Raw genomic sequence first — 23316 nt, forward strand, 5'->3', positions numbered from 1 at the left:
AGAGAAGGGAATGAGTAGTAAATGAGAAACCAAAGCCACTAACCTAAGTACTAATTATTTTGTTACTACCTCTAAAAGCGCAGCTTCTCATAATCTCTTTGTGCATAATTTCTCTTAAAGATCTAATTGTAATGCTAGGGCAAGTTTCGGGATTAAGCTCGTAACCCGATCCCCGAAGCTCGTTAACTTTCGCCTAGACCGTAGACAAAAAAAGACCCAGAGCTATAAGGGACTCTGGGATATAGAGGGGCTCATATGTGAGCCCTGCGCTAACTAAAGACACTTTCAGATTCTTAGGGAGAAGAAGAAAGTTATTTAAGTATAGTCAAAAGCTTCAAAAATACACATTTTTGCTCGTTTTTTATACTGCAATAATTACAGTGAGTTACATTTGTTATGCATACCTTTGTTACATTTAAGTTGGAGTTTACGCCCAGTTTATTAACTGCGTATTTTGTACTAAATCTCTTGGTAAAGAGTTTTTAACTTTATTTTTTTGCCATTTCCCTAAGCCAATAGGGCAACCACATAAAGTTAGGATCACCTCGCCGCTTGATTTGGTTACCTCTTCTAGGCGTATATCTTTACCATTAAAGTAATCGTTAGCCTGTTCATTGGTTAATGCCAGTACATTACTTTTACACTGCTTACCAAATACCGTTGCATATTCGTGCGTTAGGCGTACGCCATTTTTATGAATAACGCCTACCTGAATACCTAATCGCGCATATTTAATTTTGTTTTGTATCGCTTCAAATTCATCAGGAAACAGCCAAAGCTCTTTGTCGCGTTGCATTAAAGTGCCTGGTAGACTCGTTAAACCAAATTGCTTTTTGAGGGAGCTCATAAACGCACTTTGCTGTTTACTATCAAAGTCACTAAAAGGGAATGCACCTTTTTTAACTTTTAGATTTTGGTTTTCGCAGCTGCTGTGCTTTTTAAATTTAGCAATAAAAAAGCCTTCGCTGTCGAAGGTTTGCGGCCAAACATGTAAGTAGCCCTCTGTGGTGGTGGCTTTATCAGCCCCGGGGAATAAGTCGCTTAATGACTCAGAGCTTATATATTCGCCAAACTCATCTAATAATGCGCTGCATACTTGCTGGTTTTCGAGAGGGGTTAATGTACAGGTTGAATACACCAATGTGCCGCCAGGTTTAAGTGCGTAAAATGCACTTTTAATTAGATCTTTTTGTACTTGGGCAATTTCAATATTAGAGTCGATTGACCAATTTTTTAGTGCATCTGCATCTTTTCGTACTGTGCCTTCGCCAGAGCAGGGGGCATCGAGTAAAATGCTATCAAAGCACTCAAACATATAATTACCAAAAATCACCCCATCAAAATGCGATAACGCACAGTTACCTACTCCCATGCGTTTTAAAGTAGCGCTAAGTACTTTTAAGCGTGATGACGAAAGCTCATTTGCAACCAACACCCCTTGGTTATTCATTAGTGCAGCAAGCTGCGAAGTTTTAGAGCCAGGTGCAGATGCCATATCAAGAACGTAATTAGTGTGCTCTATACTTTGTTTTAGTGCTATGGGGGGCAGCATGGAGCTTGCTTCTTGAACATACATAGCACCGCTAAGGTGAAGATCGGTATTGCCAAGTGCTAGGTTTTGCTCTTCTGCGGCAGGGCGCTCTAACCAAAAACCTTCCTCGCACCATGGAATAGGAGTGAGTAGCCAATTTTTTTGCTTAGCGTATTGCTTAAACTCAGTAACAGATATTTTTAAGGTATTAACACGAATAGATTTTCGTAGTGGCCGCCGGCAAGCATTAATAAAGTCGTCTATATCTAGGTGTGCAGGTAAATAGGTTTTTACATCATTGATAAAGTGCTCGGGGATAAAGGTATTTGCGTCCACGGTTTGGCCAGTCGTTATATTAAAGACAAATAATAACATTTCTTAAAGTGTGTTTCAGTGCTTAACAGGTAAAAAGTTAGTTTTTATTGGTGTCGACACTTAGCAGTGATTTATCACTTTAGAGCAGGTAATTATTATACTTTAGGCTAATGATGTCGACAATAAGTGTGTTTTTTAAGTTTTACATACTGTTTTAGGGTTGACACTTAGTGGTAGTGAGTTCATAGTGGCTTTATAAATTGTCGACAATCTAATAGTAACCTATGACGCAAAGCCTGTTAAATGAAACACCTATTACAACCGCATCAGATCAAGTGTTTGTAAATATGCGCCGAGAAATAGTAGAGGGCAGCATAGCACAAGGCAGTAAAATATCTGAGCCAGAACTGGCAAAGCGTTACGGGGTAAGCCGTGCAACGCTGCGTGAAGCGTTAAATCGTTTAGAAAGCTGTTATTTAGTTGAGCGTAAAGCCAACATAGGTTGCCGAGTTGTATCGTTAACAGCAGATCGCTTGATAGAAGTTTATCAAGTGCGCAGTGCCTTAGAGGGCTTGGCGTGTCGTCTTGCTGCCGACAATATGGCAGCCGATGAAGTCCAAGGTTTAAAGCAATTACTTAATCAGCATTTAAAAACGCAACGAGTAAAAGAAGGCGAGTCGTACTATCAAGAAGCAGGTGATTTAGATTTTCATTACCGCATCATAAAAGGCAGTAAAAATGCCCACTTGATTCATTTGCTATGCCACGACCTTTATCAATTAATAAGAATGTACCGCGTACAAATGGGTATGGTTGGGCCACGCGTATCGAAAGCATTTGACGAACATTTAGCCATTATTAACGCCATAGAAAACCATGATGGTGAGCTCGCCGAAATGCTAATGAAGCGCCATATCAGTGCTTCTCAAGCAAATATACAAACAAAATTTGATGGATATCAATCAGTACAAGCCACTCAAAATGAAATGGCAAACTAGTACAGATGTAACATTATTAAAAAATACTAAGCTGCCAAAGAGCAGCCCCGTTCAAAGTTAGGAGAAACGAATGTCAGCAGGATCAAAGTTTAAACAGGCTATTGCCAATAATCACCCATTACAAATAGTGGGTACTATTAATGCGTACACAGCAATGATGGCTGAAAAAATGGGTCATCAGGCAATTTACTTATCGGGTGCTGGTGTTGCCAATGCTTCTTTTGGTATGCCTGATTTAGGTATGACTAGCCTTGATAACGTGCTTGAAGATATTCGCCGTATTACCGGTGCAAGCGACTTACCTTTATTAGTAGATGCAGATACAGGTTGGGGTGGTGCGTTTAATATTGCCCGTACAGTAAAAGAAATGACTAAAGCAGGCGCTGCCGGTTTCCATATTGAAGACCAAGTAGCGCAAAAGCGTTGTGGCCACCGCCCAAATAAAGAAATAGTTAGCCAAGGTGAAATGGTTGACCGTATTAAAGCTGCTGTAGATGCAAAAACCGATAGTGACTTTTACATTATGGCACGTACCGATGCGTTTCAAAAAGAAGGTTTAAATGCCGCTATTGAGCGTGCAGCAGCGTGTGTTGAAGCCGGTGCAGACGCCATTTTTGCAGAAGCCGTGCACGACCTTGCCGACTACCAAGCATTTACAAAAGCGATTAACGTTCCTGTATTGGCTAACATTACTGAGTTTGGTCAAACGCCTATTTATACTAAAGAGCAGTTAGGCGATGTAGGCGTTGAAATGGTGCTTTACCCATTAAGCGCATTTAGAGCGATGAACAAAGCAGCCTATAATGTATACAGCTCAATTTTAAATGAAGGTTCGCAACAAAGCCAAATTGAAAATATGCAAACCCGTGCTGAGCTGTATGATTTTTTAGATTATCACACCTATGAAAATACCCTAGATAACCTTTTTTCATCAACTAAATAATAATAACAATTTAAGGAGATAAATTATGAGTACTAAAGTATTAGCGGGTGCAGGTTTACGCGGACAAGTAGCAGGTCAAACTGCATTATGTACAGTAGGCCAAACAGGTTCAGGTTTAACTTATTGTGGTTACGATATTAGCGAGCTTGCTGAAAAAGCGCAGTTTGAAGAAGTATCGTTTTTATTATCTCGTGGCGAATTACCAACAACTGGTGAGCTTGCAGAATACAAGGCTAAACTAAAAAGCTTACGCGGCTTACCACAAGCGCTTAAAACAGTGCTTGAGAACATTCCAAAAGACGCACACCCAATGGATGTGATGCGCACAGGTTGCTCTATGCTGGGTAACCTTGAAATGGAAAATGATTTTAGCGAAGCCAATGATGCAATTGACCGCATGGTTGCAGTATTTCCAAGTATTATTTGTTACTGGTATCGCTTTACGCATGATGGCGTACGCATTGAAACGCAAACAGATGACGACTCAGTTGGCGCGCACTTTTTAACCTTATTACACGATAAAGCCCCGTCTGAGCTATTTGCTCAGGTAATGAATGTGTCACTAATTTTATACGCAGAGCATGAATTTAATGCCTCAACCTTTACTGGTCGTGTGTGTGCATCAACGCTATCTGATATTCATTCATGTGTAACCGGTGCCATAGGTACGTTACGTGGGCCATTACATGGTGGTGCTAACGAAGCGGCAATGGATATGATTGAAAACTTCACCAGCGCAGATCAAGCAGAGCAAGAAATTATGGGCATGCTTGAGCGTAAAGATAAAATTATGGGCTTTGGCCACGCTATTTATCGCGAATCAGATCCACGTAACGTAATTATTAAAAAGTGGTCTGAAAAGCTCGCAGCAGAAGTAGGTGATGATGTACTTTATCCTGTGTCTGTTCGTTGTGAAGAAGTAATGTGGCGCGAGAAAAAGTTATTTTGTAATGCTGATTTCTTCCACGCATCGGCGTATCACTTTATGGATATTCCGACCAAATTATTTACGCCAATATTTGTAATGAGCCGCGTAACAGGTTGGACAGCACACGTTAAAGAGCAACGTGCAAATAACCGTATTATTCGTCCAAGTGCTGATTACACTGGGCCAGATGCACGTAGCTACACACCTATCGAATCACGTTAAAATTATTTGGTGGGCACGTAAAGTGCTCACCTTTTTTATTTGCTGCACACTATTTTAAGGCTCATCACTTTTCACTCTCTCCTTAAATAAGCTAGTAGTGCACAACCACCGTCACCAAATTAGCGAATATTTTAATGACTATAATAAATAATACTGAATATCGAAAACCCTTACCCAATTCAAACGTTGATTATTTTGATGCTCAAGCAGCTGTTGATGCAATTAAACCAGGTGCATATGCAACACTGCCTTATACATCACGTGTATTTGCCGAAAACTTAGTGCGCCGCTGCGATCCAGCAATGCTTACCGATGCACTAAACCAGTTGATTGAACGCAAACAAGATTTAGACTTTCCTTGGTATCCGGCGCGTGTAGTGTGTCACGATATTTTGGGGCAAACTGCACTGGTTGACTTAGCTGGACTGCGTGACGCGATTGCTGCTAAAGGTGGCGATCCGTCTAAAGTAAACCCAGTTGTACCTACGCAATTAATTGTTGATCACTCTTTGTCGGTAGAGCATGCAGGGTTTGATCCCGATGCATTTGAAAAAAACCGTGCTATAGAAGACAGACGTAACGATGACCGTTTCCATTTTATAAACTGGACCAAAACAGCGTTTAAAAATATTGATGTGATCCCGCCAGGTAACGGCATTATGCATCAAATTAACCTTGAAAAAATGTCGCCGGTAATTCAAAACCGCGATGGTATTGCCTTCCCAGATACCTTAGTAGGTACAGACAGCCATACTCCACACGTTGATGCACTGGGTGTTATTGCTGTGGGTGTAGGTGGCCTTGAAGCAGAAAGCGTAATGCTAGGGCGCGCTTCGTACATGCGCCTGCCAGACATTGTAGGGGTTGAGCTAACAGGTAAGCGCCAACCGGGTATTACCGCTACCGATATCGTACTGGCTATTACTGAATTTTTACGCGCGCAGCGTGTGGTATCAGCATACTTAGAATTTTACGGTGAAGGTGCCGATGCACTTACGCTGGGCGATCGTGCAACTATTTCAAATATGACGCCTGAATTTGGTGCCACAGCGGCGATGTTTTACATCGACGATATGACCATAGATTATTTGCGTTTAACGGGTCGTGAAGAAGAGCAAATTGCACTGGTAGAAAACTACGCTAAAACCACAGGCCTGTGGAGCGATAGCTTAAAAACAGCGCAGTACGATCGCGTGCTTAAGTTTGATTTATCAAGTGTGGGGCGCAACATTGCTGGGCCATCAAATCCACATCGCCGTGTATCTACAAGCGATTTAGCTAAAGAAGGTATTTCAGGCGTAGTTGAAAACGAAGCAGGCTTAATGCCAGATGGTGCGTGTATTATTGCCGCTATTACCAGCTGTACAAACACCAGTAACCCACGCAACGTGATTGCCGCGGCATTACTTGCGCGTAATGCTAACGCCAAGGGGTTAACGCGTAAACCTTGGGTAAAAACCTCATTAGCACCGGGCTCTAAAGCCGTGCAATCGTACCTAGAAGACGCTAACTTACTTACCGAACTTGAACAGCTAGGTTTTGGTATTGTTGGTTTTGCTTGTACTACGTGTAATGGCATGAGTGGCGCGCTTGACCCTGTAATTCAAAAAGAAGTGATTGATCGCGACTTATACGCCACCGCGGTACTGTCGGGTAACCGTAACTTTGACGGCCGTATTCATCCTTACGCCAAACAAGCGTTTTTAGCATCGCCGCCTTTGGTTGTTGCTTATGCAATTGCCGGTACGATTCGTTTTGATATTGAAAAAGATATACTAGGTAAAGATCAGCAAGGTAACGACGTTACCCTTAAAGATTTATGGCCGTCAGATGAAGAAATTGACGCAGTAGTTAAGCAAAGCGTTAAGCCAGAGCAATTTAGAAAAGTATACGAGCCCATGTTTAACTTAACCGTAGATTACGGTGAAGATAACGACCCGCTATACGAATGGCGTCCAGAAAGCACTTATATTCGCCGACCTCCTTATTGGGAAGGTGCATTAGCAGGCGAGCGTACCATGACAGGTATGCGTGCACTGGCAGTACTTGGCGATAACATTACAACCGATCACTTATCGCCTTCAAATGCGATAATGGCCAGCAGTGCCGCGGGTGAATACCTATTAAAAATGAACGTACCTGAGGAAGACTTTAACTCATACGCAACCCATAGGGGCGATCATTTAACAGCGCAGCGCGCTACGTTTGCTAACCCTAAATTGCTAAATGAAATGGTACTTGATGAAAACGGCGAAATTAAACAAGGTTCGTACGCGCGCATAGAACCAGAGGGGAAAAATACTCGCATGTGGGAAGCAATCGAAGCATACATGCAGCGTAAGCAACCACTTATTATTGTGGCAGGCGCAGATTATGGCCAAGGCTCGTCGCGCGATTGGGCGGCAAAAGGCGTAAGACTCGCGGGTGTTGAAGTAATAGCAGCTGAAGGGTTTGAGCGTATTCACCGTACTAACTTAGTGGGTATGGGTGTTTTACCGTTAGAGTTTAAAGCGGGAACAACTCGTAAAACACTCAAACTAGATGGCAGTGAAAGTTACGATGTAACGGGTGAACCAACCCCTGGTTGCACACTTAACTTGTCGATCACTCGTAAAAATGGCGAAGTACTAAACGTACCAATGAAATGTCGTATAGATACACAAGAAGAGCTGTCTATTTATGCTGCAGGTGGTGTATTACAACGCTTTGCACAAGACTTTTTAGAAGCTACAAAAACAGCATAAGGGCAGGGTTAATTATGTTTAAACCACAAATTAAAGTACCTGCCACATACATGCGTGGCGGTACTAGTAAAGGGGTGTTTTTTAACCTTAGTGACTTGCCAAAGCCTGCCCAAGTGGCAGGTGAGGCACGTAATAACTTATTACTGCGCGTTATTGGCAGCCCAGATCCGTACGGCAAACAAACCGATGGTATGGGCGGTGCTACATCTAGCACCAGTAAAACAGTTATTTTAAGTAAAAGTGCGCAAGCCGATCACGATGTTGACTATTTATTTGGCCAAGTGGCAATAGATAAAGCGTTTGTTGATTTTAGCGGCAACTGCGGTAATTTAACCGCAGCTGTCGGTGCTTTTGCTATTAGTAATGACTTAGTTGATAAAAGCCGTGTACCCGATAATGGCGTTGCTGTTGTGCGTGTGTGGCAAGCCAATATTAAAAAAAGCATTTTAGTGCATGTACCTATGACTAATGGCGAAGTACAAGAAACCGGTGACTTTGAGCTAGACGGCGTTACATTTGCAGCAGCTGAAGTAAAACTGGAATTTATTGACCCTGCAGATGGCGACGGGGCGTTATTCCCAACTGGCAATGTGGTTGATGACCTAGAAGTGCCGGGAGTCGGTACTTTAAAAGCGACGATGATCAACGCAGGCATTCCCACCATTTTTGTTAATGCAAGCGACATTGGTTATACCGGCACTGAATTGCAAGATGATATAAACGCAGATGCAGCAGCGCTTGAAAAGCTTGAAACCATTCGTGCCTATGGCGCAGTTAAAATGGGACTCATACAAAATATTGATGAGGCAGCAGCACGCCAACATACACCTAAAGTGGCATTTGTTGGTGCAGCACAAAATTACAAAGCGTCAAGCGGTAAGCAAATTAACGCCAGTGAAATTAACTTGTTAGTGCGCGCTATGTCTATGGGTAAATTACACCATGCAATGATGGGCACAGCAGCAGTAGCTATTGGTACCGCTGCGGCAATTGACGGTACGTTAGTTAATTTAGCCGCTGGTGGCGGGGCATTGAGTGAAGTTAACTTTGGTCACCCATCGGGCACCTTAAAAGTAGGCGCACACGCTACAAATACGGATGGTAACTGGCAAGTAACTAAAGCCAGTATGAGCCGCAGTGCACGGGTACTAATGGAAGGCGTGGTAAGAGTACCGCAATAAAGCATTGTTTTAATTACGATTAAGTTATTTATAATGTATGCATAAGTTGATGCGGTAATACTTTAGGGTATTACTCATCAACTTTTTTTGGTTATGGGCTATTTTTGATACTCGTTGACTCTCGTTTGACCAAGCGGGGTAAATATTTATGCTCACTGTGACTGACACTTTCAACTATTTCATTTTTAAAGTGTGTTAACGCCAACAGAGCTGCGTGCTGCGCCATTTTTTCAATGGGATAGTTTAGAGTGGTTAGTTTTGGCCTTGAATAACGTGCAATTAGCACATCATCAAAACCAATCACCGACACATCACCGGGTACTTTATAGCCATTATCTTCAAGTGTTGAAATAGCACCAATAGCCATAGCATCGTTATAAACAAAAATAGCGCTGAAGGGCTGCCCAGAGGCTAATAAGTTTTGCGCAGCGCTTTGTCCGCCTTGTAGGGTAGGCTCCGCGTATTTAATCAGCGCAGGGCTAATGGGGCTGCCTGCCATATTTAGTTCTGCCGAAAAGCCATTAAGGCGTAGCGCAGGATCTTCAATTTGATATTTACTGCTTATACAGGCAATGTTTTTATGTTTGAGCGTCATTAGATGGCGCGCTGCTATTTTTGCGCCTTCTTCGTTATCTAACCAAATACATTTATGTTTTATTTGCTCAATGTGTCTATTGATAAGCACTAAGCCGGGGAGTTTTTCACATAAAGTAATTAGTTCGCAGTCAGGAATTATTTTACTATGCATAACAACAGTTTGGCAGCGGCGTTCAAGTAATAAATTGATAGCAGCGCGTTCAGATTCTACACTTTGTCCTGCGGTACTTAACAACAATTGCATATTATTTTCGCGGGCTACTTTATCTACCCCGCTGGCTAATAATGCAAAAAATGGGTCGGTAAGTTCGGGGATCACCACGCCTATGGTCATGCTTTTTCGGGTTACTAAAGCACGTGCATTAGCATTGGGCGTGTAGCCAAGCTCTTGCATTACTTTATTTACTTTTTCTATGGTTGCCTTACTTACTTTAGGGCCATTATTAATTACACGAGATACCGAGGCGATAGACACGCCTGCAATTCTGGCTACATCTTTTATTGTTGTCATTGGCGGGTAATCGTTTTCTACATCCTGTTAATAATAAAATTTACACTATTTAACGTGGGCTGTATATGTTGATTTTTTAGGTTGCAAATAGCGGGGTAAGCGTTTACCCTTTTCGGTTTTATCATAAACCACATTTGAGATACTTATGGATACAATTTTTGACCCTACTGAGCATCCACATCGTCGCTACAATCCATTGATTGACGAATGGGTGTTAGTTTCACCGCATCGTGCCAAGCGACCTTGGCAGGGACAAGTTGAAACTCTCGATGAAGACGTTAGAGAAAGTCATGATGAAAGCTGTTTTTTATGTGCTGGTAATACTCGCATAAACGGTGAGGTTAATGACAACTATAAAAAAACTTATGTGTTTACTAATGACTTTGCAGCTCTGAAAATTGATACTCCAGAATTTAAAACAGACGATCCGCTATTTAAAATGGCCACAGAGCAAGGCGAAAGTCGTGTTATTTGCTTCTCTCCAGATCACAGCAAAACCTTACCGCAACTTAGTATTAGCGCCATTACCGACATTGTTAAAACATGGCAAAGCCAGTGCTTAGAGTTAGGCGAAAAGTATAACTGGGTGCAGGTATTTGAAAACAAAGGGGCGATGATGGGGTGCTCAAATCCGCATCCGCATGGCCAAATTTGGTCGCAGCAGCAATTACCTACTTTGGTAAATAAAAAACAACATGCGCTGAGCGACTATGCTAAAAAATATAACAGTAACTTATTACTTGATTACGCTCAGCGTGAAGCGCAGTCGGGCGAGCGTGTTGTTGTTAAAAATGAAGATTGGCTGGTGGTTGTACCGTACTGGGCAGGCTGGCCATTTGAAACCTTATTATTACCGCGTTTTGCGTTAACACGTATGGTCGACTTAACCCGAGAACAAGCGGTAACTCTAGCCGATGCATTAAAACAAATTACCACTAAATACGACAATCTATTTAATTGCTCGTTCCCATATTCTATGGGCTGGCACGGCGCGCCTTATGATGGGCAAGAGCACAGTGAATGGCAGCTCCATGCCAGCTTTTTCCCACCATTGTTACGCTCAGCTACTGTGCGTAAATTTATGGTGGGCTACGAAATGATGGCAGAATCACAACGTGATTTAACTCCAGAGCAAGCAGCACAAAGATTACGTGATGTACCAAACGTACATTATAAGGAGGCTAAGTAATGCCAAGAACTACAATGCTTATTAGCCAATTTGAACAACATTTTAATTGCCCGCCAGAGCAGCTATTTCATGCACCTGGGCGCGTTAATCTTATTGGTGAACACACAGATTATAATGATGGTTTTGTGCTACCCGCTGCGATTAATTTTGGCACCGACATTGCTGCAAAAGTGCGAGCTGATCGCAACATTAACGTCTTAGCAATTGATTGTAACAACGAAACCAATAGTTTTAGCCTAGATAAAATAGAATTTAGCCAACAAATGTGGGTTAACTATATTCGCGGCACACTACAAGCATTAATGCAAAGCTACCCAAATATTAGCGGTGCCGACTTAGTAGTGTCGGGCAATGTGCCACAAGGTACGGGTTTGAGCTCATCAGCTAGTTTTGAAATTGCTCTTTTAAAAACGTTTGCAACATTAAACAATATTCCGCTCGATGGTGTTAAAGCGGCACTCATGGGACAAAGAGCTGAAAATAACTTTGTCGGCTGTAATTGCGGCATTATGGATCAATTAATTTCGTCGATGGGTAAGCAAGGGCATGCCATGTTGCTCGATTGCAGAAGTTTAACCTTTGAATATGCTGTTATTCCAAAGGGAATGTTGTTAGTTATTGTTAACTCTAATGTTAAAAGAGGGCTGGTCGACAGCGAATACAATACCCGACGCGAGCAATGCGAAGCTGCAGCAAAGCACTTTAATAAACCGGCATTGCGCGATGTTACTCTTGAGGAACTAGAAGCAGAGCAAGCTAATTTACCGCCATTAATATATAAGCGCGCTAAACATATAGTCACTGAAAATACCCGTACCGAACTAGCTCTCAAAGCGCTAAACGTCAATGATATGGTAACTATGAGCCAACTTATGGCACAATCGCACCTATCAATGAAAAATGATTTTGATATTACTACCTCTCAAATAGACTTTTTAGTAGATATTACTGCTCAAGTTTTAGGCGATAAAGGCGGAGTGCGTATGACCGGTGGTGGTTTTGGTGGTTGTATCGTTGCTTTAACACCGGATCATTTAGTTGAGCAAGTACGTAACGCTATTGATACACATTATTATGCAAAAACAGGGCTTCAAGCAGACGTTTACGTATGCCTGGCTTCGCAAGGTGCTTTTAGTAATTAATAAAACACAATAAAAATCAATAAGACAACAAGGTTAAAGCTATGAAATTACAACCGCTCGACATTGCCATATTTGTTACTTATGTGGTGGGGTTATTAGTACTCGCGCTGTGGATCTCGCGAGAGGAGAAAGGTGCTAGTAAAAATACCGAAGACTACTTTCTTGCTAGTAAAGCACTGCCTTGGTGGGCAATTGGTGCATCATTAATTGCCTCAAATATATCGGCAGAACAAATTATTGGTATGTCTGGTTCGGGCTATGCGATTGGTTTAGCTATTGCATCTTATGAGTGGATGGCGGCAATTACCTTAATTATTGTAGGTAAATATATGCTGCCGATATTTCTTAAAAATGAAATATTTACTATGCCGCAATATTTAGAGCAACGCTTTGATAGCAAAGTTAAAACAGTGTTAGCGCTGTTTTGGCTAGCGGTATATGTATTTGTAAATTTAACCGCTGTTTTATGGCTTGGTGGTTTAGCAATAGAAACTGTTGCCGGTGTTGACTGGATGTACGGAATGATCTTTTTAGCCTTATTTTCAGTCGCTTATTCACTTTATGGTGGTTTGAAAGCCGTTGCTTATACCGATATTTTACAAGTAGTACTGCTGGTATTTGGTGGCTTATTTTTAAGTTACTTAGCACTTGATGCAGTAGCAGATGGCGACGGAATAATAGCAGGCTTTGGCGTTTTAACTGATCAGCTTCCAAACCACTTTGATATGATTTTAAGCCCAGATAGCCCGCATTATATGAGTTTACCTGGTTTATCTGTATTAATTGGTGGCCTGTGGATAATGAACATTAGCTACTGGGGATTTAATCAATATATTATTCAACGCGCACTTGCCGCTAAAAACCTTAAAGAAGCACAAAAAGGTATTGCCTTTGCTGCCTATTTAAAATTACTAATGCCAGTAATTGTAGTGTTGCCAGGTATTGCTGCGGTTGTTTTATACCCGCAACTTACCACGCCAGATCAAGCGTATCCATCTATGATGGCGTTAATGCCAACAGGTATTAAAGGTCTTATTTTTGCTGCATTAGTGGCGGCAATTGTTTCATCACTTGCCTCTATGACTAACAGTATTTCAACTATTTTCACTATGGATATTTACAGCAAGTTAAAACCAGGTAAATCACAAAAACATTATGTATTTATAGGCCGCTCAGCTGCATTAATATCTTTAGCTATAGCCTTGGTTGTGGCAGAGCCATTATTAGGTAAGTTCGATCAAGCGTTTCAATATATTCAAGAGTTCACCGGTTTCTTTACTCCAGGTATTGTAGTGATTTTTGTAATGGGTATGTTTTGGTCAAAAGCCAGTTCAGCGGGTGCGTTAGCTGCTGCAATTGGCTCGGCTGTATTCTCAATCCTGTTAAAAGTTTACTGGGTGGCGTTGCCATTTATGGACAGAGTTGGCTTAGTATTTTTACTGTGTTTGGCATTGTGTGTAATTGTATCATTAGCTAAGCCAGATAAAGGCCAAGACAGTAGCGTTAGCCTAGACGATGTTAACTTTAAAACCTCAAGCAACTTCAACATAGCGGCATTGGGTGTAGTTATCATCTTAATCGCTTTGTATACTACTTGGTGGTAATGCAGAATGCTTACTAAGTGAGTATGACAGCCATAGCTATCTGCTCACGTGTTTAACGCAAAATATAGTGAATCAAAGCAGCTTAGGTTGCTTTGATTTTTTTGTGTTCTAATAGACATAACAAGAAAACAGTAAATGAATCAATTACACAGTTATATATTAAGCAATGAGCAAGGCATGCGGGTCGAAATATTAAATTATGGCGCGCGGGTTAAATCTATTTTATTTCCGGTAAACGATACACCCACAGAAATGACAGTCGGGTATGCCGATACCAATCGTTATTTAACCGATACTTATTATTTAGGTGCTACTTGTGGTCGCGTTGCTAATCGTATTAGTGGTGCGAGTTTTGAGCTTGAAGGTGAGCAATATTTACTGAGTAAAAATGATGGTGAAAATTGCTTACATGGCGGGGCGGATAACTTTTCTCTGCGTTTTTGGCAAGTGCAATCGAGTACTGCCAACGAAGTGATTTTGAGCTTAAGCTCAGAAGATGGCGACCAAGGCTTTCCTGGCAAGGTTGAAATGCAAATACGTTATCATTTATCACATGATAATAAGTTGACTATGAGTTTTAGCGCAACCACAAATAAAGCAACCCCTATTAACGCTACTAATCATTGCTACTTTAATTTAGGTGAGCAAAATTGCTTGCCACTCACGTTACAAATAAATGCGGCCAGCTATTTAGAGCGTGACAATAACAGCTTACCAACGGGTAGAGTGTTAAGTGTCAAAAATAGTGACTTTTGTTTTGACCAACCGGTTATTATTGGCCAGCGTCTGCAGTCAGCTCAGCACCCACAACTAACAGGGCCAACAGGGTTTGATCATTGTTTTGTTATAAATCAGCCACAAGCAAACAAAGCTGCAGCGGTATTAAGCTCATTACGCAATAAAGTTAAAATGTCGTTGTACACCGACCAAGCATCTATACAGCTTTATACTGGTGCATTTTTAGCCGCACCATTAAGCCCTGATCAGGGAGTGTGTTTAGAAGCTCAAAATTATAGCGATGCAGTAAACTTTCCAGATTTTGAAAACTCAATACTAAAGCCGGGCGAAGTTTATAATAAATATATTAGCTATCACTTTGAAAATATTTAAATAAAGCTGTGCTAATACATAGCACAGCTTTATTGGCTATTTAGTATAAGGGCTATGAGCTATTTTTTAACGGGAATATCTTCGAGTATCTTTAAAATAGCCTGATTACTGTTTAATTTGGCTAAATCGATTAGGTAACTTTTTTCAAGATCTTGCATAGGTTGCTTTGTTAATAGCGCTTTTACTGACTCTTCTTCTGCATTTACTATGGCGGTTTTTAACGCTGCAAAGTTTGCGATACTGTGTTCATTTTGCTCAGTCATATTAAATCCTCTTATTGGCGCGAGTTGTGACTTTTAAAGTTATGGCCTTAACTACTTGGCCATATAATTAAATTTACGCGCTTTAATAAACCAGCCAGCGGTGTACTTACTCAATAACAAATAAGTCCATAAAGCTATTTACAAGCATGGCCTCAAGCGCTGTTTGATTTTTACAAAGCGTGAAAATAGTGTGGCATTGTTTATTCTCAAAGCGGGATGCTAAATTAGCTTTAAATTTTTGCTCCAATAGTGGTATCCCTTCCTCACGACGGCGACGATGACCCACAGGGTATTCTATAACTATGTCCTCGGTGCTACTGCCATCTTTAAAGAATACCTGAATAGCATTGGCGATAGAGCGTTTATCATCCTCTAAATATTCTTTGGTAAAGCGTGCATCTTCTACAATGTGCATTTTGTTGCGCAGCTCATCAATAATCGGGTGTGCGTTATGAAATTCGTCTTCGTAATGATCAGCGGTTAAATTGCCAAATATTAACGGCACTGCAATCATGTATTGTAAACAATGATCGCGATCGGCTGCGTTAGCAAGGGAACCCGTTTTTGAAATAATACGAATGGCCGACTCGTGAGTACGCACAACAATTTTATCAATATCAGCTAACCGATCTTTTACCTGAGGATGTAAAATAACCGACGCTTCAGCGGCTGTTTGGGCATGAAACTCAGCAGGAAACGATATTTTAAATAAAATATTTTCCATAACATAACTGCCGTAGTCTTGGGTGAATAAAAACTGCCGTTCGGCCTCAGGTTTAAGTGCTTGGTCTTTGTTGGTTTTAGAAAAAGAGACATCATAAAACCCCCATTGCGGGGCTGTTAACACGCTTGGAATGCCCATTTCACCACGCATAGATATATCAGCTAAATGAACAGCTCGGGAAGTTGCATCGCCAGCAGCCCATGATTTACGAGAGCCTGCATTGGGTGCATGCCTATAGGTACGCAGCGCTGAGCCATCTACCCAAGCTTGTGATATAGCGGCCATAATTTGTTGTTTATTGCCGCCCATCATTTTAGTGGTAACCGCAGTAGATGCAACCCGTACTAATAATACGTGGCATAAACCCACCCGATTAAACGAATTTTTTAGCGCTATTACGCCTTGAATTTCATGCGCCATGATCATGGCTTCTAGCACTTCGCGCATTGTTAAAGGTTGTTCACCCTTGCTCAGTCTCACTTGAGATAGATGATCAGCAACGGCTAAAATAGCACCTAAGTTATCTGACGGATGACCCCATTCGGCGGCCAACCAAGTATCGTTATAATCGAGCCAGCGAATAATACAGCCAATATCCCATGCCGCTTTTACAGGGTCGAGTACCAAAGATGTGCCCGGTACGCGTGCACCATTAGGCACAATAGTACCTGCTACTATAGGGCCGAGGAGTTTGCTGCATTCAGGAAATCGCAGCGCTAATAGCCCACACCCTAAAGTGTCTATTAAACAGTTACGGGCAGTATTGAGTGCTTCCTTGCTGCTTACTTTATAATTTAATACATAATCAGCTATATCTTGTATTACATGGTCGTAATCAGGGCGATTATTAATATCTACATTATTACTCATTTTTTATCCTTATTCGTTTAATGTTAACGATTAGAATGTGCACTGAGTATTTAATACATATTTATTAAACACTTTTATTTTTAACTAGTTTACGTTTCAACCATAGCACGAGCCGTTACCAGCTAATAGGGAAGCAGGTAAACATAATGTCGTATATTTAAAATACACTTATGACTAGGTGAAATTATTATGTACACAGAAATATTGGGCAGCTTTTGTATTCAATATTGTGCAATCTGTATTTAATTACTTAAATTCAAGATAATAGTGGAGACGCAAAAATTAAAAAGGGCAGCGTAGAGATCCGAGTGGATTTTGCGCTGCCCTTATTTATGCAAACTTAACGTTTAAAGTCATGTTTGTATTTAGTTGGTGATTAATCACCATTGCTTATAAACCCAAGTTTACAATTATAACTTAGGTGGCGTACCTTCAGCGTTAGACACTACCGCATCAATTTGTACTAGCGCGTTCATAGGGATAGCTGATACGCCTACCACAGTTCTTGCTGGCAAATCACCTTTAAAGAAGCTGGCGTACACTTTATCAATAGCGGCAATATCGCTAATGTTTTTAACTTGAATGTTAACTTTTACAAGGTCGTCCATAACATGATCAATACTCTCTACAATGGCTTTAATATTGTTTAAGCACTGTGTTGCTTGTGTTGTTACGTCATCAGCTACAAGATTAGCCGTTTTTGCATCAATGGGTAATTGTGCTGAAATATGGTTGTAGTGCGAAAATGCCACTGTTTGTGTAGATAGGGCATTAATTGGTGCATTTTGTGTGTTACTTGCTCTAATAATAATGCCGTGTCTGTCCTCAACTGCTTGTGGTGGTGTGCCATCTCCATGGGATATAACTGCATCAATTTGTACTAAAGCATCCATAGGTAGTGCTGCAACAACCATGGTTGATCTTGCTGGTACGTAAGCTACAGCTCTGGCAATAGCTGAGTCTGGAAAAAAGGTTGTATAAACTTCGTTTATTGCGTCAATATCTACTGGGTTTTTAACAAATATATTTACCTTAACTATGTCGTCAAAGGGTACGTCAATACTCTCTAAAATAGCTTTAATATTACTTAAACACTGTTTAGTCTGATTTTTTATACCACCGGTTACTATTTCTCCCGATTTAGGATCGACAGGTAACTGAGCAGAAATATTATTGTAATGAGAAAAAGCAACTGTATGCGTAGACACTGGGCATATAGGTGCATTATTGCTATTTTTTGCTACTTTAATTAAATCGCAAGGCGCTTGTGGTGTAGTACCTTCGCCATTAGAGATAAGCGCATCCATTTGTACTAATGCACCCTCTAGCGGTAAAGCTGCCACGGCAACTGTTGTGCGTGTTGGTAAGTAGTCTTGGAAGAAACTAGCGTATACGTCGTTTACAGCATCAATATCTGTGATGTTTTTTAAAAACACATTAATTTTAATCACATCGTCCATAACATGATCAATACTTTCAATAACCGCTTTAATATTTGTTAAACACTGTTTTGCCTGTGTTTTTATATCATCAGCTACAATGTTACCGCTTTTAGGAGCAATCGGTAATTGTGCTGAAATATTATTGTAATGCGAAAAAGCAACTGTTTGTGTAGCTACAGTGCTGCTTGGTGCATTATTGGTGTTTCTTGAAAGCTTTATGATTGTGCCGCTCATCTTGATATTTCTCCTAGCTGAGATAGTTATAATGAGGTTAAAATTAACCACATTAAAAGTGGGTTTATTCTCGCAGACTATCTAGCTGCTGCTCGATAGTCATTGATTTGAAGGTAAGGGTAACCATAGCATCAACTATGTTAGCGACAGTAAAGCTACCCTAATGGGGATAATAAATTCAGTTGCTATTAGCCAACTGCCAATACGCCACCAATTACAGCAACAACACCGCCAAGTGCACGGGTAGCGCGGTTATCAGCTTTTAGCATAAGTGTGCCTAAACCACGACCAATAAAGGTGATAGCTAAAGTAGCAACAACAAAGCCTGCCATGTAGCTCAATATACTTGCGCCTTCAGCCATTTCTGCACCGTGGGCATAACCATGTGTAAGCATAAATAAAGCGACTAAGCTTGCGCCTAATACGGTTGGTAATTTAGCCATAGTGGCAATTAAAATACCGGCTAGTAATACGGTCATTGCAATACCGGTTTCAACGCCTGCAAAGCTTAAGCCACTCCAAGCAAGGGCCGCACCTAAAACCATGCCGCCAACTACAAATAATGGCGCGCCGCGTTTCATTGCTGTGCTTTGGCGAATACTCCAAAAGCCAATTGCTGCCATTGCTAATAAGTGGTCAATACCCATCAGTGGATGTAACAAGCCACTAAGAAAACCGTTATGGGTTTCAACGCCATGACCAGGGTGGGCTAAAGCTGCAGTAGCTGTTAGCATTAGGCCTAATCCCATCAGTAATTTGGTCATTATTTTCATACTATTCTCCGTTTATATTTTTTACTATTGAATTGTGTTTTGATTAAAAATTGTGTTGCTTAATTAATACTATTTGGCTTGCCAGGTCGGCGTTCAGGTAACATGCCTTGCTTTAAAATAAAGCTGATGATTTCTTCTAAGCCAACACCATCGTAAAGGTTAGCAAAAACGAAAGGGCGTTCACCGCGCATTTTTTTCGAGTCACGTTCCATTACCTCTAACGAAGCATGTACATATTCTGCGATATCAATTTTATTAATTATTAATAAGTCAGACTTAGTGATACCTGGGCCACCTTTACGTGGAATTTTGTCGCCAGCAGACACGTCAATCACATAAAGTGTTAAATCAGAAAGCTCTGGGCTGAAAGTAGCTGATAAGTTATCGCCGCCAGATTCAACCAGTACTATTTCTAAATTGGGGTGGCGTGCTTGTAAGTCGTCAATCGCAGCTAAGTTCATAGAAGCATCTTCACGAATTGCCGTATGTGGGCAACCACCTGTTTCTACTCCTAAAATACGGTCCGCTGGGAGTGCGTCGTGTTTAAGTAAAAAGTCAGCATCTTCGCGGGTATAAATATCGTTTGTAACCACGGCGATATCATAGTGATCTTTCAATGCTTTACATAATTGACGTAATAAAGCTGTTTTGCCAGAGCCAACTGGGCCGCCAACGCCGATTCGTAAACAATGTGTCATTGCTGTTTTCCTTATGTATATAGAAGCGTATTAGCTTCGAAATAATCTTGAATATTGTGTTTCGTGCTGTGCACTACCAAGCGCTAAGCCAGGCATAATTGGCCCAAGTTGGTCGTCGGCTAATGCTAATGCAGTGTCGATTGCGATAACCATTTTAGGCCGTAATTGCTCAATTAAACGCTGCGCTGCAGTATGGCCAAGCGGCATTGCTTTACAGGCAACCGCCAGTTGGTTTTCTAACCAGCCCCAAACAAACCCGAGTAAGCTTTGGCGTACTGGAATTTGTCGCTGCTGCGCTAACCAGGCAAAAACGGTGACATAACCTGGGTCTTGCGGTAATGCTGCATGTCCTTGCTCGATTTGTGGCTGTAACTGTAAACTGTTGAGCAAACGCATCAGGGCTAAGCCTAAGCGAGTATCTTCATCGCTTAATTCGGCAGTTTCACGATTTGCATGTAGCCATTCGTTCCAGTAGCTTAAACCTTCGCTGTCGCTTTTAGCCCAGCAGTTTTGTAGCCGAGCAAGTACCGGTAATTCGCAGCGCGTTAAACCGTCGTCAAGCACACCTTCTAACCATTCGCCAAGTTGTTGCTCATTAGTAACCCAGCCAAGTTCAAACGCGCTTTCTAACCCCTGAGACCAAGCAAAAGCACCAATTGGCAGCGCAGGGCTGATCAATTGCATCAAGCCCAATAATGCCAGATCACTGCTTTGTGTTGGCTCAGTATTAGTGTGCATGAGTATGACCATCGGCATGTGAATGTTCATGGGAGTGAGCATGCGATTGCTCACGACCCGCGTGTGCATATGCACCAGATTCTGGATCAAACGGTGCTTGATGGTGCGTTAATTGCGCGCCTAAAAGTACCGCTAACTCTTCTAATACATGATCTGGCGGAAAACGTATCCAATGGCGACCATCAGCATCAACGCCAATTGCAAGTGACACATGGCGGTTACCTAAGTGGTAACATAAACGTGCCAAAGGCAAGCCGTTTTCTATGTATGCTGTGGTAACCGGCTCATCGGCAGCGCTAATACTAAATACTTCGCCGCTGCTGGCACGCAGTAAATCGCCATTACGAAGCACTGGGCCACGGTCAAGAAATAAACCAACATCATGACCATTGTCGGTCACTGCTTTTAGGCGACCACGAATACGTAACTCGTATGGCAAAGTGAGGGTATCGAACACAGCATCTTGTGTGTTGCTATCTATTCTTTTTGTTAATTCAAACATTAAATTGTCCTAAAAATGGATTAAAACAAATGGTAGCGCTGGGCTAACGGTAATTCAGTTGCAGGTTCGCAGGTAAGTAATACACCGTCAGCGTGAACCTCATACGTTTGCGGATCTACCGTTAATACTGGGCAAGCATCGTTGAGCTTCATATCGCATTTACGCACTTGTCGCACATTTTTACAGGCCACAAGCTGGCTTTTCAAACCGAGCTTTTCTTCAAGCCCAGTATTCATAGCAGCTTGGCTTACAAAGGTCATACGTGTTGCACTTACTGCTTTACCTAATGCACCAAACATACGGCGGTAATGTACTGGTTGTGGTGTAGAAATAGCTGCGTTTGGATCGCCCATTGCCGCACCTGCAATCATGCCGCCTTTTAATATAATTGATGGTTTAACCCCAAAAAATGGCGGTTTCCACAGTACTAAATCTGCAAATTTACCCACTTCTATTGAGCCTACTTCATGGCTTATACCGTGAGTGATAGCTGGGTTAATAGTGTATTTGGCAATGTAACGTTTTGCGCGAAAGTTATCGGCGCCCAGTGCTTCATCTTCTGGTAATAAACCACGTTGCACGCGCATTTTATGAGCGGTTTGCCACGTACGACACACTACTTCGCCAATGCGACCCATAGCTTGCGAGTCAGAGGACATCATCGAAATAACGCCCATATCATGAAGAATATCTTCGGCCGCAATTGTTTCACGGCGAATACGTGAGTCGGCAAAGGCTACATCTTCAGGAATGTTGGGGTCGAGGTGATGACAGCCCATCAACATATCAAGGTGCTCATCCACGGTATTAATAGTGTATGGGCGAGTCGGGTTAGTTGACGACGGCAACACATTAGGCATAGCACAAGCAACAATAATATCAGGAGCATGGCCACCACCGGCACCTTCGGTATGATAGGTGTGGATACAACGATCTTTAAATGCCTCTAAAGTATCTTGCACAAAACCAGATTCATTGAGGCTATCAGCATGAATGGCAACTTGAATGTCGTAGCGATCGGCAACATCTAAAGCATTGCTAATAGAAGCGGGTGCTGCGCCCCAATCTTCATGAATTTTTAAACTCATAGCGCCGGCTTTAATTTGTTGCTCAAGTGCTTCGGGAGTACTTGCGCTGCCTTTACCTAGAAAACCAATATTAATCGGTAAATCGTCCACGGCTTGCATCATTTTGCCTAAATGCCATGGCCCCGGTGTATGTGTTGTAGCTACTGAGCCTGTTGCTGGGCCAGTGCCGCCGCCAATCATGGTGGTTAGGCCACTCATGAGCGCTTCGTCAACTTGTTGTGGGCAAATATAGTGCACGTGGGTATCAACGCCACCGGCGGTCAAAATTTGACCTTCACCGGCAATAATTTCGGTACCTGGGCCAATAATAATGTCTATATCGGGCTGTGTATCAGGGTTGCCAGATTTGCCAATAGCAGCAATGCGGCCATTTTTTAAACCCACGTCGGCTTTAATAATGCCCCACCAGTCGATAATCACTGCGTTAGTGATAACCGTGTCCATAACGGCGTCATCACAGCGTTGGCTTTGACCCATGCCATCACGAATAACTTTACCGCCACCAAATTTTACTTCTTCACCATAATGGGTATGGTCATGTTCTATTTCGACCCATAATTCGGTATCACCTAAACGAATTCTATCACCCGTGGTTGGGCCATACATGTCAGCATAGGCTTGACGAGATATTTTCATTACACGCTCTCCTGTTTAGGTTTATTGTCTAAAGGTCCCATTACTTCACCACGAAAACCGTAAAGACGACGTAAACCTGAATAGGGGATCAAAGATACTTCACGGGTTTGTCCTGGTTCAAAGCGAATTGCTAAACCAGCAGCAATAGCTAAGCGATAACCATAGGCTTGCTCGCGATCAAAACTCAGTGCTGGGTTACTTTCGGCAAAGTGGTAATGAGAGCCAACCTGTACAGGTCGATCCCCTTTATTAGCAACATTAATGGTGATGCTTTTACGGCCAACACACAGTTCAATATCGCCACTTTTTAGTTGATATTCACCTGGAATCATA

Annotated in this window: 20 protein-coding genes; 9 read left to right on the forward strand and 11 right to left on the reverse strand. The window is 41.8% G+C overall.

What is annotated here, in order from left to right:
• Window positions 1-427: 427 nt before the first annotated feature.
• Entirely contained in the window at window positions 428-1867 is a 1440-nt protein-coding gene (gene rsmF / locus AAEY55_RS15695; RefSeq protein ID WP_350552110.1) for a 16S rRNA (cytosine(1407)-C(5))-methyltransferase RsmF, read from the reverse strand.
• A 263-nt stretch (window positions 1868-2130) separates the two neighbouring features.
• Between rsmF and AAEY55_RS15700 the strand changes: the two genes are divergently transcribed.
• The 5 genes from AAEY55_RS15700 to prpF all read left to right on the forward strand — a co-directional run bounded on the left by AAEY55_RS15700 (window position 2131) and on the right by prpF (window position 8862).
• Window positions 2131-2844 carry a GntR family transcriptional regulator gene (locus AAEY55_RS15700; RefSeq protein ID WP_350552113.1) on the forward strand — a complete coding sequence of 238 codons (714 nt, stop codon included), beginning with the start codon at window positions 2131-2133 and terminating at the stop codon, window positions 2842-2844.
• 70 nt (window positions 2845-2914) lie between these two features.
• A complete protein-coding gene (prpB, locus tag AAEY55_RS15705; RefSeq protein WP_011328451.1) occupies window positions 2915-3787 on the forward strand; it encodes a methylisocitrate lyase in 873 nt (290 codons plus the stop codon).
• Window positions 3788-3812: 25 nt separating this feature from the next.
• On the forward strand, window positions 3813-4937 hold the full coding sequence (prpC, locus tag AAEY55_RS15710) for a 2-methylcitrate synthase (protein ID WP_086994992.1): 1125 nt from the start codon (window positions 3813-3815) through the stop codon (window positions 4935-4937).
• Between the two features lie 134 nt (window positions 4938-5071).
• Complete coding sequence (gene acnD / locus AAEY55_RS15715) at window positions 5072-7681, forward strand: Fe/S-dependent 2-methylisocitrate dehydratase AcnD (RefSeq protein ID WP_089368425.1); 2610 nt, start codon at window positions 5072-5074, stop codon at window positions 7679-7681.
• Window positions 7682-7695: 14 nt separating this feature from the next.
• Entirely contained in the window at window positions 7696-8862 is a 1167-nt protein-coding gene (gene prpF / locus AAEY55_RS15720) for a 2-methylaconitate cis-trans isomerase PrpF (protein ID WP_197108147.1), read from the forward strand.
• A 91-nt stretch (window positions 8863-8953) separates the two neighbouring features.
• Here the strand turns inward: prpF and AAEY55_RS15725 are convergent, their stop codons facing one another.
• Window positions 8954-9970, reverse strand: a complete 1017-nt coding sequence (locus AAEY55_RS15725; RefSeq protein ID WP_350552118.1) for a LacI family DNA-binding transcriptional regulator — start codon at window positions 9968-9970, stop codon at window positions 8954-8956.
• A 145-nt stretch (window positions 9971-10115) separates the two neighbouring features.
• Here AAEY55_RS15725 and AAEY55_RS15730 point away from each other — a divergent pair, with 145 nt between their 5' ends.
• The 4 genes from AAEY55_RS15730 (at window position 10116) to AAEY55_RS15745 (ending at window position 15015) form a co-directional block, all read left to right on the forward strand.
• Entirely contained in the window at window positions 10116-11159 is a 1044-nt protein-coding gene (locus tag AAEY55_RS15730) for a UDP-glucose--hexose-1-phosphate uridylyltransferase (protein WP_350552121.1), read from the forward strand.
• Window positions 11159-12301, forward strand: coding sequence for a galactokinase (gene galK, locus AAEY55_RS15735; RefSeq protein ID WP_306287948.1), 1143 nt, complete (start codon window positions 11159-11161; stop codon window positions 12299-12301). The genes AAEY55_RS15730 and galK overlap by 1 nt, the downstream gene beginning before the upstream one ends.
• Window positions 12302-12342: 41 nt before the next feature.
• Window positions 12343-13905, forward strand: a complete 1563-nt coding sequence (locus tag AAEY55_RS15740) for a sodium/sugar symporter (protein ID WP_350552124.1) — start codon at window positions 12343-12345, stop codon at window positions 13903-13905.
• 135 nt (window positions 13906-14040) lie between these two features.
• A complete protein-coding gene (locus AAEY55_RS15745; protein WP_306287949.1) occupies window positions 14041-15015 on the forward strand; it encodes an aldose epimerase family protein in 975 nt (324 codons plus the stop codon).
• A gap of 59 nt (window positions 15016-15074) precedes the next feature.
• Here AAEY55_RS15745 and AAEY55_RS15750 read toward each other — a convergent pair whose 3' ends face one another.
• The 9 genes from AAEY55_RS15750 to AAEY55_RS15790 form a co-directional block, all read right to left on the reverse strand.
• The gene (locus AAEY55_RS15750) at window positions 15075-15278 is read right to left on the reverse strand and encodes a hypothetical protein (protein ID WP_011328442.1); all 204 of its coding nucleotides are present in this window, start codon (window positions 15276-15278) and stop codon (window positions 15075-15077) included.
• Between the two features lie 106 nt (window positions 15279-15384).
• Window positions 15385-16872 carry a bifunctional 2-methylcitrate dehydratase/aconitate hydratase gene (locus AAEY55_RS15755; protein WP_306287950.1) on the reverse strand — a complete coding sequence of 496 codons (1488 nt, stop codon included), beginning with the start codon at window positions 16870-16872 and terminating at the stop codon, window positions 15385-15387.
• Window positions 16873-17282: 410 nt separating this feature from the next.
• The gene (locus AAEY55_RS15760; protein ID WP_350552128.1) at window positions 17283-18548 is read right to left on the reverse strand and encodes a RidA family protein; all 1266 of its coding nucleotides are present in this window, start codon (window positions 18546-18548) and stop codon (window positions 17283-17285) included.
• A gap of 188 nt (window positions 18549-18736) precedes the next feature.
• On the reverse strand, window positions 18737-19321 hold the full coding sequence (locus AAEY55_RS15765) for a HupE/UreJ family protein (RefSeq protein WP_089368418.1): 585 nt from the start codon (window positions 19319-19321) through the stop codon (window positions 18737-18739).
• 59 nt (window positions 19322-19380) lie between these two features.
• Complete coding sequence (gene ureG / locus AAEY55_RS15770) at window positions 19381-20019, reverse strand: urease accessory protein UreG (RefSeq protein WP_089368417.1); 639 nt, start codon at window positions 20017-20019, stop codon at window positions 19381-19383.
• A 30-nt stretch (window positions 20020-20049) separates the two neighbouring features.
• Window positions 20050-20757 (reverse strand): urease accessory protein UreF, encoded by a 708-nt coding sequence (locus AAEY55_RS15775; protein WP_197108153.1) that lies wholly within the window; start codon window positions 20755-20757, stop codon window positions 20050-20052.
• Window positions 20747-21259 carry an urease accessory protein UreE gene (ureE, locus tag AAEY55_RS15780; RefSeq protein WP_197108154.1) on the reverse strand — a complete coding sequence of 171 codons (513 nt, stop codon included), beginning with the start codon at window positions 21257-21259 and terminating at the stop codon, window positions 20747-20749. Before ureE ends, AAEY55_RS15775 begins: the two co-directional genes overlap by 11 nt.
• A gap of 20 nt (window positions 21260-21279) precedes the next feature.
• Window positions 21280-22983 carry an urease subunit alpha gene (gene ureC / locus AAEY55_RS15785; RefSeq protein WP_011328435.1) on the reverse strand — a complete coding sequence of 568 codons (1704 nt, stop codon included), beginning with the start codon at window positions 22981-22983 and terminating at the stop codon, window positions 21280-21282.
• Window positions 22983-23315: an urease subunit beta gene (locus tag AAEY55_RS15790; protein WP_011328434.1), complete on the reverse strand. Its 333-nt coding sequence runs from the start codon at window positions 23313-23315 to the stop codon at window positions 22983-22985. Before AAEY55_RS15790 ends, ureC begins: the two co-directional genes overlap by 1 nt.
• Between the last annotated feature and the right edge of the window lies 1 nt (window position 23316).

This window comes from Pseudoalteromonas sp. 120-MNA-CIBAN-0494, assembly GCF_040308885.1.
GTDB lineage: Bacteria > Pseudomonadota > Gammaproteobacteria > Enterobacterales > Alteromonadaceae > Pseudoalteromonas > Pseudoalteromonas nigrifaciens.

Coding starts and splice junctions, on each gene's coding strand:
- prpF (WP_197108147.1), top strand. CDS start 7,696: ATGTTTAAACCACAAATTAAAGTACCTGCCACATACATGCGTGGCGGT.
- acnD (WP_089368425.1), top strand. CDS start 5,072: ATGACTATAATAAATAATACTGAATATCGAAAACCCTTACCCAATTCA.
- AAEY55_RS15790 (WP_011328434.1), bottom strand. CDS start 23,315: ATGATTCCAGGTGAATATCAACTAAAAAGTGGCGATATTGAACTGTGT.
- galK (WP_306287948.1), top strand. CDS start 11,159: ATGCCAAGAACTACAATGCTTATTAGCCAATTTGAACAACATTTTAAT.
- prpC (WP_086994992.1), top strand. CDS start 3,813: ATGAGTACTAAAGTATTAGCGGGTGCAGGTTTACGCGGACAAGTAGCA.
- AAEY55_RS15765 (WP_089368418.1), bottom strand. CDS start 19,321: ATGAAAATAATGACCAAATTACTGATGGGATTAGGCCTAATGCTAACA.
- ureC (WP_011328435.1), bottom strand. CDS start 22,983: ATGAAAATATCTCGTCAAGCCTATGCTGACATGTATGGCCCAACCACG.
- AAEY55_RS15760 (WP_350552128.1), bottom strand. CDS start 18,548: ATGAGCGGCACAATCATAAAGCTTTCAAGAAACACCAATAATGCACCA.
- AAEY55_RS15730 (WP_350552121.1), top strand. CDS start 10,116: ATGGATACAATTTTTGACCCTACTGAGCATCCACATCGTCGCTACAAT.
- AAEY55_RS15740 (WP_350552124.1), top strand. CDS start 12,343: ATGAAATTACAACCGCTCGACATTGCCATATTTGTTACTTATGTGGTG.
- prpB (WP_011328451.1), top strand. CDS start 2,915: ATGTCAGCAGGATCAAAGTTTAAACAGGCTATTGCCAATAATCACCCA.
- ureE (WP_197108154.1), bottom strand. CDS start 21,259: ATGTTTGAATTAACAAAAAGAATAGATAGCAACACACAAGATGCTGTG.
- AAEY55_RS15700 (WP_350552113.1), top strand. CDS start 2,131: ATGACGCAAAGCCTGTTAAATGAAACACCTATTACAACCGCATCAGAT.
- AAEY55_RS15745 (WP_306287949.1), top strand. CDS start 14,041: ATGAATCAATTACACAGTTATATATTAAGCAATGAGCAAGGCATGCGG.
- AAEY55_RS15775 (WP_197108153.1), bottom strand. CDS start 20,757: ATGCACACTAATACTGAGCCAACACAAAGCAGTGATCTGGCATTATTG.
- ureG (WP_089368417.1), bottom strand. CDS start 20,019: ATGACACATTGTTTACGAATCGGCGTTGGCGGCCCAGTTGGCTCTGGC.
- AAEY55_RS15750 (WP_011328442.1), bottom strand. CDS start 15,278: ATGACTGAGCAAAATGAACACAGTATCGCAAACTTTGCAGCGTTAAAA.
- AAEY55_RS15755 (WP_306287950.1), bottom strand. CDS start 16,872: ATGAGTAATAATGTAGATATTAATAATCGCCCTGATTACGACCATGTA.
- AAEY55_RS15725 (WP_350552118.1), bottom strand. CDS start 9,970: ATGACAACAATAAAAGATGTAGCCAGAATTGCAGGCGTGTCTATCGCC.